This is a genomic window from Methylobacterium sp. P1-11 (assembly GCF_008329595.1).
Taxonomy (GTDB): Bacteria; Pseudomonadota; Alphaproteobacteria; order Rhizobiales; family Beijerinckiaceae; genus Methylobacterium.
In genome coordinates this window covers 73,035-86,896 of sequence record NZ_NPKS01000001.1, presented here as the reverse complement: position 1 = coordinate 86,896, position 13,862 = coordinate 73,035, and the positions used below count along the sequence as shown (strand labels likewise).

The following is a 13,862-nucleotide window of genomic DNA, read 5'->3' as shown; positions in this document are numbered from 1 at the left end:
GCCCGTTCCCCAGCGTGACATCGCGGCCGGTTTGCTCCGCAGTGAATTTTGAATACATTTCCCGGCGGGTGGGCGCGTCCCATCCCGGGAGGGATCGATCGTGACGGAACCGAGGGCGGGTACCCCGGCGCCGCGTGCCGCGGCGCGCCTGGATGCCGGATTGCCGCGCAGGCTGGCGGAGCAGCTCCAGGGTGAGGCGCGTTTCGACGCGTTCACGCGCGGACGCTACAGCACGGACGCGTCGATCTACCAGATCATGCCGGCCGGCGTCGTGCTGCCGCGCTCCGCCGCCGACATCGCCGCGACCCTGCGCGTCGCCGCCGAGCACGGCGCTCCGGTCATCCTGCGCGGCGGCGGGACCTCACAGAACGGCCAGCCGATCGGGGCGGGCCTCGTGGTCGACTGCTCCCGGTACTTCAACGGTGTCCTGGCTTACGACCCGGAGGCTGGCACGATCAAGGTCGAGCCCGGCCTAGTGCTGGAGCGGCTGAACGCCCGGGTGAAGGCTGATGGCTGGTTCTTCCCGGTCGAACCCTCGACCGCGACCCGCTGCACCATCGGCGGCATGGCCGGCAACAATTCGTGCGGGGCTCGCTCCCTGCGTTACGGCAAGATGAGCGACAACGTCCTCGCGGTCGAGGCGCTGTTCCACGACGGTGAGGCCTTCGGCTTCGGCCTGACCGGCAACGCCCATTCGGGCGTGAACGGGTCGGATCGGGCGTCGGCGCTGGCGGCGCGCATGCGCGGCCTCGCCGAGGACCATCGCGCCGAGATCGACGCGCGCTACCCGAAGGTTCAGCGTCGCGTCGGCGGCTACAATCTCGACGCCCTGATCGAGGACCAGCCGAACTTCGCTCACCTGCTCGTCGGGTCCGAGGGCACGCTCGCCGCGACCACCGCGGTGACGCTGAAGCTCTCGCGCCTGCCGACTCACCGGGTGATGGGCGTGTGCCATTTCCCGTCGTTCCGGGCTGCCATGGAGACGACGCGGCACATCGTCGGCCTGGACCCGGTGGCGGTCGAGCTGGTCGACAACAACGTCCTCGTGCTCGGGGCCGACATCCCGCTGTTCCGCACGACGCTCGCCGACATCACGAAGGGCAAGCCGAACTGCCTGCTGCTGACCGAGTTCGCCGGCGACGATCTCGCGGCCCTCCGGCGCGACCTGAAGCGCCTCGAGGCCTGCATGGCCGATCACGGCTTCCCGGACGCCGTCGTGGAGGTCGTCGAGCCCGCCCGCCAGAAATCGGTCTGGGAGGTCCGCGAGGCCTGCCTCAACATCATGATGTCGATGAAGGGCGACGCAAAGCCGGTCTCCTTCATCGAGGATTGCGCCGTTCCGCTGGAGCACCTCGCCGACTACACGGACGCGGTGACGGAGGTCTTCACCAAGCACGGCACCCGCGGCACGTGGTACGCTCACGCCTCGGTCGGCTGCCTGCATGTCCGCCCGATTCTCGACATGAAGGAGGCCGGCGATGTCCGCCGGATGCGGGCGATCGCGGAGGAGACCTCCGAGCTCGTGCGCCGCTACAAGGGCTCGTATTCCGGGGAGCACGGCGACGGCATCTCCCGCTCGGAATTCGTGGAGCCGCTATTCGGCGCCACCCTCACCCGCGCCTTCGAGACGGTGAAGGACGCTTTCGACCCGTACAACCGGCTCAATCCCGGCAAGATCGTGCGGGCGCCGAGATTCGACGACCGAAGCCTGTTCCGGTTCAAGCCGGATTACGCCGTGTCGGCGCCGATGAAGACCGCCCTCGACTGGTCGGACTGGGGCGGCTTCGGCCCGGCCGTCGAGATGTGCAACAACAACGGCACCTGCCGGAAGCTCGTCGGCGGCGCCATGTGCCCCTCCTACCGGGCGACCCGGGAGGAGCAGCACCTGACCCGCGGCCGCGCCAATTCCCTGCGGCTCGCCATCTCGGGTCAGCTCGGCAAGGACGCCTTCACCAGCCCGGAGATGAAGCGCACCCTCGATCTCTGCGTCTCCTGCAAGGCCTGCCGCCGGGAATGCCCGACCGGCGTCGACATGGCCAAGATGAAGATCGAGTTCCTGCACCATTACCACGCCCGCCACGGGCTGCCCCTGCGGGAGCGCCTCATCGCCACGATGCCGCTCTATGCTGGGGCCGCCGCGAAGCTGGCGCCGCTCCTCAATCTGCGGGACCGGTACCCGGCCCTCGCGGCCCTGTCGGAGCGGCTCGCCGGCCTCTCGGCCAAGCGCTCGCTGCCGCGCTGGCGCCGACGCTGGAGCGAGCAGGGCGAGCCCGCCCACGCGCAGGACGTCGCCGGGGATTTCCGCGACGTGATCCTGTTCGGCGACACCTTCAACCGCGCCTTCGAGCGGGAGAATCTCGAGGCGGCCGAGCGCGTGCTGGCGGCCGCCGGCTACCGGCTGCACCGGGTCCACCCGTCCCGCGGGCGGCGCCCCCTCTGCTGCGGCCGGACCTGGCTCTCCGCCGGCCAGACCGACCGGGCGCGTCAGGAGGCGCGCCGCACCCTGGACGCGCTGCTGCCCTTCCTCCGCGCGGGCGCCCGCGTGGTCGGCCTGGAACCATCCTGCCTGCTGACCTTCCGAGACGAATTCGCCGCGCTGCTGCCGGGCGCGGACTCGGCGCTGCTGGCCAAGCAGTCTTTCCTGTTCGAGGAGTTGCTGGCCTCCGAACTGACGACGGGCCGGATCACGCTGCCCTTCGCCGACCAGGGCGGCCGCGTCGCGCACCTGCACGGCCACTGTCACCAGAAATCCTTCGGCGTGATGGGTTCGGTCGAGACGGTGCTCCGGGCGGTGCCGGGGCTGGACCTGCGGGTCATCGAGTCGAGCTGCTGCGGGATGGCGGGCGTCTTCGGCTACCGGCCGGAATCGATCGAGACGTCCTTCGCGATGGCGGAGCTGTCGCTGTTCCCGGCCCTGCGCGCCGCCGGACCCGACGACCTCGTGGTGGCCGACGGGACGAGCTGCCGCCACCAGATCCATGACGGATTGGGCCTCCGGGCAGAACATGTGGCTCGCGTGCTGGATCGAGCCCTCGTGCCTCGACACTCCAGGGCCGGGGACCTACACATAGACCACAGGTCGAACTGATCTGGCGTGTGTCGGGGGACCATGAATAAAATCGAGCCCGGGATCGGCATCAGCCGCCGCTACCTCCACGACGAGGTCGCCGACCGGATGCGCGAGCTGATCCGTTCCGGTGAAATGGAGCCGAAGACCCGGATCAACGAGAGCGAGCTGACGGAGCGTTTCGGGATCTCGCGGACGCCGCTTCGTGAGGCGATCAAGATCCTGGCGACGGAAGGGCTGCTCGAACTGCTCCCGAACCGCGGGGCGCGCGTCGCCAGCATCTCGGAAGGCGAACTCGAAGAGATGATGGAGGTGATCGCCGGCCTCGAGGCGACCGCCGGGGAACTTGCCTGCCGCACGATCACAGATGCCGAGATCGACGCTCTGGTCGTCGATCACGATGCGATGGTGGCGGCCTGGAAGGCCGGTGACGAGGCCGGCTATTTCAGCCACAACCGGCGGATCCACGAAGGGATCATGGCGGCCAGCCGCAACACGATCCTGGCGAACATCTACGAGAGCCTGTCCGGCCGGATCCAGCGGTCGCGCTATTCCGCGCACCAGACCCCGGAGCAATGGACCCGGGCCGTATCGGAGCACGAGCGCATGATCGAGCTCCTGCGCGCCCGCGACGGTGCCGCTCTGGCTGTGCTGATGCGCGAGCACATCCGCGGGAAGAAGCCGGTGATCGCCGCCAATTACGGTGCCGTGGAGATCGCCTGACCGCTCAACCAATTTCCGGTTGAGCTCGGAGCATTGCGGTCGTCTGCATCTTCAGGCGCGTCGCGAAGCGACGCCGTGCAAGATGCAATCGGGATGCAAGGCGCTGCTGGACGACGCGTCGCGCCCAATGAAGGCGCCGCCGGCGGCACTCGGGCCCGGCATCGGTCCGCCTTTCCGGTCCTTGCGAATCAGTCGCGACGCGACGGGCGTGCGAGGCTCGTCGGCAGCGCGGGCTTTCACCAGCCTTGATTGAGCAAGTCCGGCAGCCCAACCGCAGGTCGAGTTGGTCGGATCATCGAATCCATGCAACCTGAGCGCGGTTCGGAACCTGGTGGCCGGCCGGCAGCGCCAGCCTGTCCGGACCCTGACGGGTGGGCGCATCCGTCCAGCACGGCCGGATCGCGCGGGCTCAGGCCGCGCTGGGTGCCCGCAGGCCGGCCACCAAGTCCGTGAACCGGTCGCCCTGGACGATGACGTGGCTGCGCAGGGCCTCGGCGGCCCCGATTTCGTCGCCCGCGATGATCGCACCGACGATCGCCTCGTGCTCGGCGAGGGATTGCGGCAGGCGCTGGCGTACCCGCAGCTGCAGCCGACGATACGGGGCCAGGCGGCGATGGAGCGACAGGGCCTGTTCCGCCAGGAAGGCGTTGCGGCTCGCCCGGTAGACCACCGTGTGGAACACGTAATTCTCGGCGTAATACGCCTCGGCATCCTCGGTCGCGAGGGCCGTGCGGCAGCCCTCGAGAGCGGCGCGCAGCGCGGCCGCGTCCTCGGCGACGAGGCGGCGTGCGGCGAGGCGGCCGCACGCCGCCTCGATTTCCGCCATCGTCTCGAACATGGCCAGCAGCAGGTGCGGCTCGGGCGCGCTGACGATCGCCCCGCGCCGGGGCTTCGTCTGCACGAGGCCGGTGACGGCGAGCTGGAGCAGCGCTTCGCGGATCGGCGTGCGCGAGACCCCGAACCGGGCCGCGAGCTGGTTCTCATCGAGCCGCGACCCCAGGGCGAGTTCGCCCGAGACGATCTCGTCCTCGATCCGCTGCCGAAGCCGCTGCGCGTGGCTCATGCTCCTGCTTCCTCCCCCGATGACCGGGCTGCGCGTCGCTCCGCCCATTGAGGCCGGCGGATGTTCGACGCATGCGAACATTATGCTGGAGCATTGACAAAATATACAAGCCGGTCTTCCATGCATACAACGAAGCGCGGCACTATTGCAGCGCACAAAACTCTGCCGCTTTGTTTGCGGCGCGGGAGAGATCCATGACGCCAACTCGTCGCTCATTGATCGCGGCCACGCTCGCGGCACCGGCGGTCCTGCGGTTCGGGCTGGGTACGGCCCAGGCGGCCACGACGCTGAAGCTCTCGCATCAGTTCCCGGGGGGCACCATCGACGAGGGCGATTTCCGCGACCGCATGTGCCGGAAGTTCGCCAAGATGGTCGGCGAGCGTTCGAAGGGCGCGCTGGACGTCCAAGTCTATCCCGGCTCCTCGCTGATGAAGACGAACGCCCAGTTCGGCGCGATGCGCAAGGGCGCCCTCGACATGTCGCTCTACCCGAGCCCCTACGCGGGCGGCGAGGTGCCGGAACTCAATATCGGGCTGATGCCCGCGCTGGTGACTTCCTATGCCCAGGCAGTGGCCTGGAAGGCGGCGCCGGTCGGTCGCAAGCTCTCCGAGATCCTCGATTCCAAGGGGATCGTGCTGGTCTCGTGGGTCTGGCAGGCCGGCGGTGTCGCGAGCCGCGAGCGCCCGCTCCTCTCCCCGGCCGATGCCAAGGGCATGAAGGTCCGCGGCGGCTCGCGCGAGATGGACATGATGATGAAGGAGGCCGGCGCAGCCACCCTCTCCATCCCGTCGAACGAATCGTACGCGGCGATGCAGACCGGGGCCTGCGACGCGGTGATCACCTCGTCCACCAGCCTGATCTCCTTCCGCCTGGAGGAGCTGTCCAAGGCCCTGACTTCGGGCCGCGAGCGCTCGTACTGGTTCATGCTCGAGCCGATCATGATGTCGAAGATCGTGTTTTCGGGGCTGCCGAAGGATCAGCAGGACCTGATCATGGCGGTTGGAACCGAGCTGGAGGCCTTCGGCCAGGCCGGCGCGAAGGAGGATGATACCCGGGTCGAGGAGATCTTCTCCAAGGCCGGCGCCAAGGTCGTCCAGGTCGACGAGAAATCCCTCGGCCAGTGGCGGGACCTCGCCCGCAATACGGCCTGGAAGGACTATGCCGGCAAGAACGCGAATTGCGCGGAGCTGCTCAAGCTCGCGGAGCAGGTCGCGTGAGCCACGGCTTCGACGCGGCCACGGCCGCCCCGGAGGCGCGGGGCGCCGACGAGCCGCGCCTGCCCGGCCTTCTCGGTGCCTTCGATCGGGCGATGCGCCTGCTGAACCGAGTTATCCTCGGTGTGGGCGGCCTCTGCCTCGTGGCCGCCTGCCTCGTGCTGACGCACAGTGTCGTCGTGCGCTACCTCCTGAAGGAGCCGACGGAGTGGCAGGACGAGATGGCGGTGTTCCTGATCATCGGCGCCACCTTCCTGTCGGCCGCCGGCGTGCAGGCCAAGCGCGGCCACGTGGCGATCGAGGCGCTGACCGGCCTCCTCCCGCCGGCCGCCAACCGGGTGCGGCTGCTGCTGGCCGACATCATCAGCCTCGCCTTCTGCCTGTTCTTCGCCTGGAAGAGCTGGTCGCTCGACCACGAGGCCTGGGTCGACGGGCAGGTCTCGCAATCGACCTGGGGGCCGCCCCTCTGGATCCCCTACACGCTGATGTCGGTGGGCATGAGCCTGCTGTGCCTGCAATTCGTCCTGCAGATCGCGGAGGCCCTCGCCTACGGGCCGCGGGCCGCCGGCTGGGCGCATCCCAAGATCGGGCTCGGGGCCGATCTCAATCGCGACATGCACGCGGCTCCCGAAGTTGCGCCGCGGGGACCGGATCCGATGGGGCAGACCGTTTCCGCGAAGGTTGAACGATGAGCACGGCCGCGATCGGCTTCCTGTACGCGGGCGCGACCCTGGGCGCGATGCTCTCCGGCATCCCCATCGCCTTCGCCCTCGGCTTCGTGGCGCTCGCCTTCATGGTGGCGTTCATGCCCGGCGCCTCGCTCGATACGGTGGCGCAGAACGTCTACGAGGAGATGGCCTCGATCACCCTGCTGTCGATCCCGCTCTTCATCCTGAAGGGCGCGGCCATCGGCCGGTCCAAGGCCGGGCAGGATCTCTACTCGGCCATGCACGCCTGGATGCACCGCATCCCCGGCGGCCTCGGCATCGCCAACGTGTTCGCCTGCGCGCTGTTCGCCGCCATGGCGGGCTCGAGCCCGGCCACCTGTTCGGCGATCGGCTCGGCTGGCATCCCGGAGATGCGCAAGCGCGGCTACTCGCCGGGCTTCGCCGCCGGGATCATCGCGGCGGGCGGGACCCTCGGCATCCTGCTGCCGCCCTCGATCACCATGATCCTGTACGCGGTGGCGGCCGAGCAATCGCTCGGACGCCTGTTCCTGGCCGGCATCGGACCCGGGCTGCTGCTGGTGAGCCTGTTCGCGGCCTGGTCGATCGTGCGCTTCCGCTCGGAATACGCCGCGGCGAAGGCCGTGATGGAGCGCGGCGGCCCGGCCTCGCCGATCCTCGCCGACGACCAGTACAGCATGGCGCAGCGCTTCTCGACGCTGCCGCGGGTCCTGCCCTTCGTGATCCTGCTCACCGGCGTGATGGTGGCGCTCTACGGCGGCTACGCTACGCCCTCCGAGACCGCCGGCCTCGGCGGCCTGATGGCCCTCGCCCTGATCGCCGCGATCTACGGCGTCTGGCGCTTCCGCGACGTCACGCCGATCCTGACCGCGACCCTGCGGGAATCGACCATGCTGATGCTGATCATCGGCATGTCGCTGCTCTACGCCTACGTGATGAGCTACCTGCACATCTCGCAATCGGCCGCCGCCGCGATCGTCGCGATGCAGCTCTCGCCCTGGCTGCTGCTGGTGACCATCCTGGCGCTGGTGATCGCCCTCGGCTTCTTCCTGCCGCCGGTCTCGATCATCCTCATGACGGCGCCGATCATCCTGCCGCCGCTGAAGGCCGCCGGTTTCGACCTCGTCTGGTTCGGCGTCGTGATGACCATCACCATGGAGATGGGCCTGATCCACCCGCCGGTGGGCCTGAACATCTTCGTCATCAAGAACATCGCCCCGGACATCCCGCTCTCGAACATCATCTGGGGCACCCTGCCCTTCGTGATCCTGATGGCGGTGGCGATCCTGATCCTGTGCCTGGTGCCGGGCATCGCCCTGTGGCTGCCCGACCTGCTGCTGGCGACGACGCGGTAGGCGGTCACACTTCGACACGGCATGGCAGGCCCTTCTCCGCCCGGAGGAGGGCCTGCCGCGTGATGGGTCGAGGGTGCGGGAGCGCCGCGTCCCGCGCAGGAGCGGCCCGCATCGATGCGCTGGCCCGCGCGTGCGGAGACGCCTATGGCAGCGCGCCACCCTGCACGGCCCTGATCTGAGCTTCGGAACGAACCATGAGCCTCGCCTCCGTGCGCGCCTTCTTCGCCGAGAAGGCGCCCGACATCGCCGTCATCGTGCTGGAGACCAGCACCGCGACTGTCGCGGAGGCGGCCGCGGGTCACGGGGTCGTCCCGGCGCAGATCGCCAAGACCCTCTCGATCCGCGTCGGCGAGCAGGTCGCCCTCGTCGTGACCCGCGGCGACGCACGGCTCGACAACAGGAAGGCCAAGGCTGCCTTCGGCGGCAAGGTGCGGATGCTCGATCTCGCCGATGTCGAGGCACGCACCGGCCATCCGGTCGGCGGGGTCTGCCCCTTCGGCCTGCCGACGCCGCTGCCCGTCTATTGCGACGTCTCGCTCCGGGCGTTCGACGAGGTTGTGCCGGCGGCGGGCAGCACCCACAGCTCCGTGCGCATCGCGCCGGCGCGCATGGCCGAGCTGACGGGCGCCGCCTGGGTTGATGTCTGCGCGGTGACCGACTGAGCGCCGCCCTCAGCGCCCCGCCCAGTTGGGCGGACGCTTGCCGAGGAAGGCCTCCATGCCCTCTCGGAAGTCCTGGCTCATGTAGCACATGAGGATCAGGTCATCGCCGGGTTGCGGCGCGCCGTCAGTGGCCGCCTCCTCCTCGGCGAGGCGCCGCAGCCCTTCCTTGGTCGCCTGCATGGTCAACGGCGCGTGATTGGCCAGCAGCTGCGCCAGGCGATCCACCCGCTCGGTGAGCGCGTCGCGATCGTCCACCACCTCGCCGACGAGCCCGATGGCGAGCGCCTCCTCGGCGCCGACGAGGCGGGCGGTGAAGATGATATCCTTCACCCGCGCCGGACCGATCAGGCCGGAGAGCCGCTTGAGATTGCCCTGGCTCAGGCAATTGCCGAGGGTACGCGCGATCGGGAAGCCGAAACGGGCGTCGCGCGTGGCGACGCGCAGATCGCAGGCGGCCGCAATGGCCGCGCCGCCACCCGTGCAGGCCCCCGCAATGGCCGCGATGGTCGGAACCCGCAGCCGCTCCAGGGAGCCAAGAACCTTGTCCATGAAGCGCTCGTAGCCTAGCGCATCCTCGGCGGTGCTGAAGCTGCGGAACTGCGCGATGTCGGTGCCGGCCGCGAAAGCCTTGTCGCCGGCACCGGTGATGATCAGCGCCTTCACGGCCGGGTTCTCGGCGATCGCCTCGCAGCAGGTGATCAGGCCCTGATACATCGCGAAGGTCAGCGCGTTGCGGGCCTGCGGGCGATTGAGGACGATGCGGGCAATGCCCGCCTCATCGGTCGTGAACAGCAATTCGTCGGTGGCGGGCGTGGCGCTCATGCGCGGATTCTCCGTGTGGCGGGCTCAGGCCGCGGTCTCGCGGACCACGCCGCGCGCGATCAGCGCGTCGATTTCGGCCGGCGCATACCCGGCCTCCGCCAGGATCGCGCGGGAATGCTCGCCCAGCAACGGGGCCGGCCCGTGGACGCGCCCGGGCGTCTCCGAGAACTTCACCGGCAGGCCGAGGGTCTTCATGCGTCCGACCCGCGGGTGATCGACCTCGACCACCATCTCGCGGGCGAGCGTCTGCGGGTCCCGGTGCATGGCGTTGACGTCGAGGACCGGTCCGGCCGGGACGCCGCCCGCCTCGAGCCGCGCAAGCCATTCTGCCGAGCTGTGCGCCCGGAAGACCGGTGCGAGGGTCGCGGCGAGTTCGTGCCGGTTGGCCATCCGGTCGCGATTCATGGCGAAGCGCGGGTCATCGGCGAGACTGTCGGCTCCGATCGCCTTCAGCAGGCGCAGCCAGTTGGTCTGGTTGGCCGCGCCGATGGTGATCCAGCCGTCGGCGGTCTCGAACGCCTCGTAGGGTGCGTTCAGCGGATGGGCCGAGCCCATCGGCCCCGGCGCGATCCCGGTCGCCATGGCGATGGCCGATTGCCAGTAGGTATGGGTAATGCCCGCCTCGAACAGCGACGTGTCGACGGCCTGGCCCCGCCCCGTCCGGAGCCGGCTCGAATAGGCCGCCAGAACGCCCATGGCGGCCAGGATGCCGGCGGTGATGTCGGTGACCGGAGGCCCGCACTTCATCGGCGGCCGCCCCGGACCTTCGCCGGTGACCGACATGAGGCCGCTCATGCCCTGCGCCACGAGGTCGAATCCGGCCCGGTCGGCATAGGGCCCGGTGCGGCCGAAGCCGGACAGCGAGCAGTAGACGAGTTCGGGAAACTCCTCCCGCAACGTGTCGTAGCCGATCCCGAGGCGCTCCATGGTACCGCCGCGGTAATTCTCGATCAGCGCGTCCGCCCCCTTGAGCAGGCGGCGCAGGACCGCGACGCCGTCCGGATCCTTCAGGTCGAGGCTGATGCCGCGCTTGCCCCGGTTCATCATCATGTAGGCGGCGCTCTCGCCCTCCAGGGCGGGCGGGACGGTGCGACGGGTGTCGTCGCCCTCCATCTTCTCGACCTTGATCACCTCCGCGCCCATGTCGGCGAGCATCAGCCCGCAGACTGGCCCGGCCATGATGTGCGCCAGCTCGATCACCCGCATCCCGGCGAGGGGACCGGACCGCGTCATCGCATCCGCCATCGGGCGCTACTCCCCGGCCGGCACGGTGGCGACGGGGCCGACCGGCGGTACGGCGGGATCCACGAATTCCCGCTCGGGATGCATCGTGAAGGCCAGCGCCGCGCCGAGCAGGCACAGGCCGACCGAGCCGACGAAGGGCAGCGTCCAGCTTCCGGTCAGGTCGACGATGACGCCGAAGACGATCGGCGAGACGATCGCCGCCACGGCCGAGCCGGTATTCATCAGGCCGCTGGCGGTTCCGGCATATTTCGGCGCGATGTCCATCGGGACGGACCAGATCGGGCCGATCACCAGCTCGGCGAAGAAGAAGCCGGAGGACAGGAGCAGCGCCACCAGCGTTAGATCCCGCGTCATGAACACGCCGGCGAGGCTCGCGGCGGCGCCGAGGAACCCGACCACGATCACCGACAGGCGGGCGAGCTTCACGTTGCCGGTCCGATGCAGGATGGAGTCGCTCAGCAGGCCGCCGACCGTGTCGCCGACGACGCCGGCGAAGAACACGCCCGAGGCGAAGAGCGCCGAGTTCTTCAGATCCAGGCTGTAGTTCTCCTTGAAGAAGCTCGGCAGCCATCCGAGGAACAGCCACAGAGTCCAGCCGTAGCAGAAATACGTGATCGTGACCGGCAGCATCCGGCGGGTCAGGGCGCCCCACGGCACGCTCTGCTTCGCGCCGACCTTGCGGGGCGGCGGCAGCGTGTCGAGTTCCGCCTGGGTGATCGTCGGGTGCTCGGACGGGTCGTCGCGGAAATACAGCCACCAGATCACGACCCAGACGAAGCTCACCGCCCCCAGGATCACGAAGCTGCTGCGCCAGCCGAAATGGTAGATCAGGAAGGCGACGATCGGCGGCGCCACCGCGTTGCCGAGGCGCGCGAAGGCGTGGGTGATGCCCTGCGCGAAGCCGCGGCGCCCGGGCGCCGTCCAGTTCTGCATGGCGCGCGTCGCGGTCGGGAAGGTCGCGCCCTCGCCGAAGCCGAGCAGGACCCGGGCCAGGAACAGGCTCACCAGGCCGCCGACCATGCCGGTCAGGATCGTCGCCGCCGCCCAGATGAAACCGCAGGCGAGGAGCGTGCGCCGCGCGCCGAACTTGTCACCGACAGACCCGCCGATCACCTGGAAGATCGCGTATGGATACGCGAAGGCCGACAGGATCAGACCGAAATCGGTCTTCGACATGCCGAAATCGCGCATGATCTCTGCGCCGGCCGTGGCGATGTTCACCCGGTCCAGATAGGTGATGAAATACATCACGCAGAGCAGGCCGAGCACGCCGTTCGTGGCGCTGATACGCTTCGCCATCGCCCATTCCTCCCTCAAGGGCGCCGCCGCTCGCGGTCGCCGGGCACCTCGGCCTCGCGGCCGGGCGCTCTCTCGTAATGCATTATTCAAACTCGTCACGAGACAGAAGGCAACCGCCGACCTGCACCCGGCACGCGAATTCATCCCGATCGCTGCAACTAAAAACGGGAACCGCGCGGGTCCCCGTTCTAACTCCATCCCGGCCGGGAGGCGATGCGAGACCGGTCAGACCGTTGCGGGACGCAGCTGGGCCTCGGCGGCCTCGGGCGCGGTGCCGAGCGCCTTGCCGCGCGGTCCGACCCAGCTCCCGACCCATCTGCGCTGCCAGAGGGCGAGGCAGCCGAGCACGATCGCCGTGAAGATCGCGTAGCCGACGAAGCCCAGCGAGAACGAGCCGGTATACTGCTTGGACAGGCCCATGACGTTCGGCAGGATCGCGCCGCCCAGCGCCCCGATCTCGCCGATCATCGAGCCGGCCACGGCGGTGTTGCTGGGCCAGCGCAGCGGCACGAGCTGGAACAGCGCGCCGTTCCCCGCACCGAGCGCCGCGAAGCACAGCATGAAGAGGAGCGTCGTCAGCGCCAGCGACGGGGTCGCCGTCAGCGACAGCAACGTCGCGATGGCGGCGAGCAGCACCACCGACAGGACCGCGATTCCGCCCATCCGGTCGGCGAAATAGCCGCCGACGATCCGGATGCCCGAGCCCATGAAGGCCGCCAGCATGGTCAGGCGCCCGGCCTCGACCTTCGTCACCGCGAACTGCTCGTAGAAGAAGGTGGGCAGGAAGTTCGACAGGCCGATGAAGCCGCCGAAGGTGATGACGTAGATCAGTGAGAACGCCCAGCCGTCCTTCGTGAACAGGCAGGAGACGTGCTCCTTGAACGACTGGTGCTCGCAATCCGGCGGCTCCTTGGCGAGCACGATCATGATCGCGAGGGGCAACAGCATGACGACGCCCGCGAAGGCGTAGGTGGTCTGCCACCCATAGGCCTGCGCGAGCGGCGGGGCGAACAGCACCGCCAGCACGGTCCCGGAATTGCCGGCGCCCGCGATGCCCATCGCCAGGCCCTTGTGCTCCGGCGGGAACCAGCCCGAGCCGAGCGACAGCGCGACACCGAAGGACGCACCGGCGATGCCGAGCAGGACGCCCATGGCCAGCACGTCGTTGTAGGAGGACACAAAGAGATAGCCGTAGGCCATCGCCAGCATGATCACGCTCATCTCAGTGATCGCGGCGTTCTTGCGGCCGATATACTGGGCCAGGATGCCGAGCGGGAAGCGCATCAGCGCTCCGGCGAGGATCGGCAGCGAGATCATGAAGCCGGTCTGGGCCGGGGTGAGCTTGAAGGTCTCGGTGATGAACGGACCCATGGCGCCGTTCAGCACCCAGATGGCGAAGCAGAAATCGAAGTAGAGGAATGCCGCGAACAGCGTCGGGGGGTGACCCGACTTCATCACCGTTTTGAAGCTGGCCATAGCTGGTGCTCGTCGTAAGTGGGCGAACCGCCACGCGGTCGCTCATGCCGGAGATCCGGACTCACACCGTCCGCTGTTGGAGCGCCGTTGCTCCGCCGCCGCAGCAAGCGCGGCTGATCGGGCAATGCAGCAAGTGTGCCAGAGCGGTCGCGGCTCGACGCGCTATCCCTGGCGCGCAGGAAGCACGGGGCCGGCCAGGGCACGGCCGAGTCGTTGCCCCTCATCGAGGCAGGGCTGCCGAGTAAACGGG

The 13,862-nt window shown here is 69.0% G+C and carries 11 protein-coding genes; 6 read left to right on the top strand and 5 right to left on the bottom strand.

Going from position 1 to position 13,862, the window contains the following annotated elements:
• Positions 1 to 100: 100 nt before the first annotated feature.
• Positions 101 to 3,088 (top strand): FAD-binding and (Fe-S)-binding domain-containing protein, encoded by a 2,988-nt coding sequence (locus CIW48_RS00425; protein WP_149308051.1) that lies wholly within the window; start codon positions 101 to 103, stop codon positions 3,086 to 3,088.
• Between the two features lie 21 nt (positions 3,089 to 3,109).
• Positions 3,110 to 3,790, top strand: coding sequence for a GntR family transcriptional regulator (locus CIW48_RS00420; protein WP_091783502.1), 681 nt, complete (start codon positions 3,110 to 3,112; stop codon positions 3,788 to 3,790).
• A gap of 409 nt (positions 3,791 to 4,199) precedes the next feature.
• Here the strand turns inward: CIW48_RS00420 and CIW48_RS00415 are convergent, their stop codons facing one another.
• The gene (locus CIW48_RS00415) at positions 4,200 to 4,853 is read right to left on the bottom strand and encodes a GntR family transcriptional regulator (protein WP_149308049.1); all 654 of its coding nucleotides are present in this window, start codon (positions 4,851 to 4,853) and stop codon (positions 4,200 to 4,202) included.
• A 194-nt stretch (positions 4,854 to 5,047) separates the two neighbouring features.
• Here CIW48_RS00415 and dctP point away from each other — a divergent pair, with 194 nt between their 5' ends.
• The 4 genes from dctP (at position 5,048) to CIW48_RS00395 (ending at position 8,770) form a co-directional block, all read left to right on the top strand.
• On the top strand, positions 5,048 to 6,070 hold the full coding sequence (gene dctP / locus CIW48_RS00410; RefSeq protein WP_091783496.1) for a TRAP transporter substrate-binding protein DctP: 1,023 nt from the start codon (positions 5,048 to 5,050) through the stop codon (positions 6,068 to 6,070).
• Positions 6,067 to 6,759, top strand: a complete 693-nt coding sequence (locus CIW48_RS00405) for a TRAP transporter small permease (RefSeq protein WP_091783493.1) — start codon at positions 6,067 to 6,069, stop codon at positions 6,757 to 6,759. The genes dctP and CIW48_RS00405 overlap by 4 nt, the downstream gene beginning before the upstream one ends.
• A complete protein-coding gene (locus tag CIW48_RS00400; protein WP_149308047.1) occupies positions 6,756 to 8,108 on the top strand; it encodes a TRAP transporter large permease in 1,353 nt (450 codons plus the stop codon). Before CIW48_RS00405 ends, CIW48_RS00400 begins: the two co-directional genes overlap by 4 nt.
• A gap of 194 nt (positions 8,109 to 8,302) precedes the next feature.
• A complete protein-coding gene (locus CIW48_RS00395; protein WP_149308045.1) occupies positions 8,303 to 8,770 on the top strand; it encodes a YbaK/EbsC family protein in 468 nt (155 codons plus the stop codon).
• Between the two features lie 9 nt (positions 8,771 to 8,779).
• Here the strand turns inward: CIW48_RS00395 and CIW48_RS00390 are convergent, their stop codons facing one another.
• From CIW48_RS00390 to CIW48_RS00375, 4 genes are all read right to left on the bottom strand, one after another.
• Complete coding sequence (locus CIW48_RS00390; RefSeq protein ID WP_149308043.1) at positions 8,780 to 9,592, bottom strand: enoyl-CoA hydratase/isomerase family protein; 813 nt, start codon at positions 9,590 to 9,592, stop codon at positions 8,780 to 8,782.
• Between the two features lie 24 nt (positions 9,593 to 9,616).
• Positions 9,617 to 10,837, bottom strand: a complete 1,221-nt coding sequence (locus CIW48_RS00385; RefSeq protein WP_149308041.1) for a CoA transferase — start codon at positions 10,835 to 10,837, stop codon at positions 9,617 to 9,619.
• A gap of 6 nt (positions 10,838 to 10,843) precedes the next feature.
• Positions 10,844 to 12,136, bottom strand: a complete 1,293-nt coding sequence (locus CIW48_RS00380) for an MFS transporter (protein WP_149308039.1) — start codon at positions 12,134 to 12,136, stop codon at positions 10,844 to 10,846.
• A 225-nt stretch (positions 12,137 to 12,361) separates the two neighbouring features.
• Positions 12,362 to 13,612: an MFS transporter gene (locus CIW48_RS00375; protein ID WP_149308037.1), complete on the bottom strand. Its 1,251-nt coding sequence runs from the start codon at positions 13,610 to 13,612 to the stop codon at positions 12,362 to 12,364.
• Positions 13,613 to 13,862 lie beyond the last annotated feature (250 nt).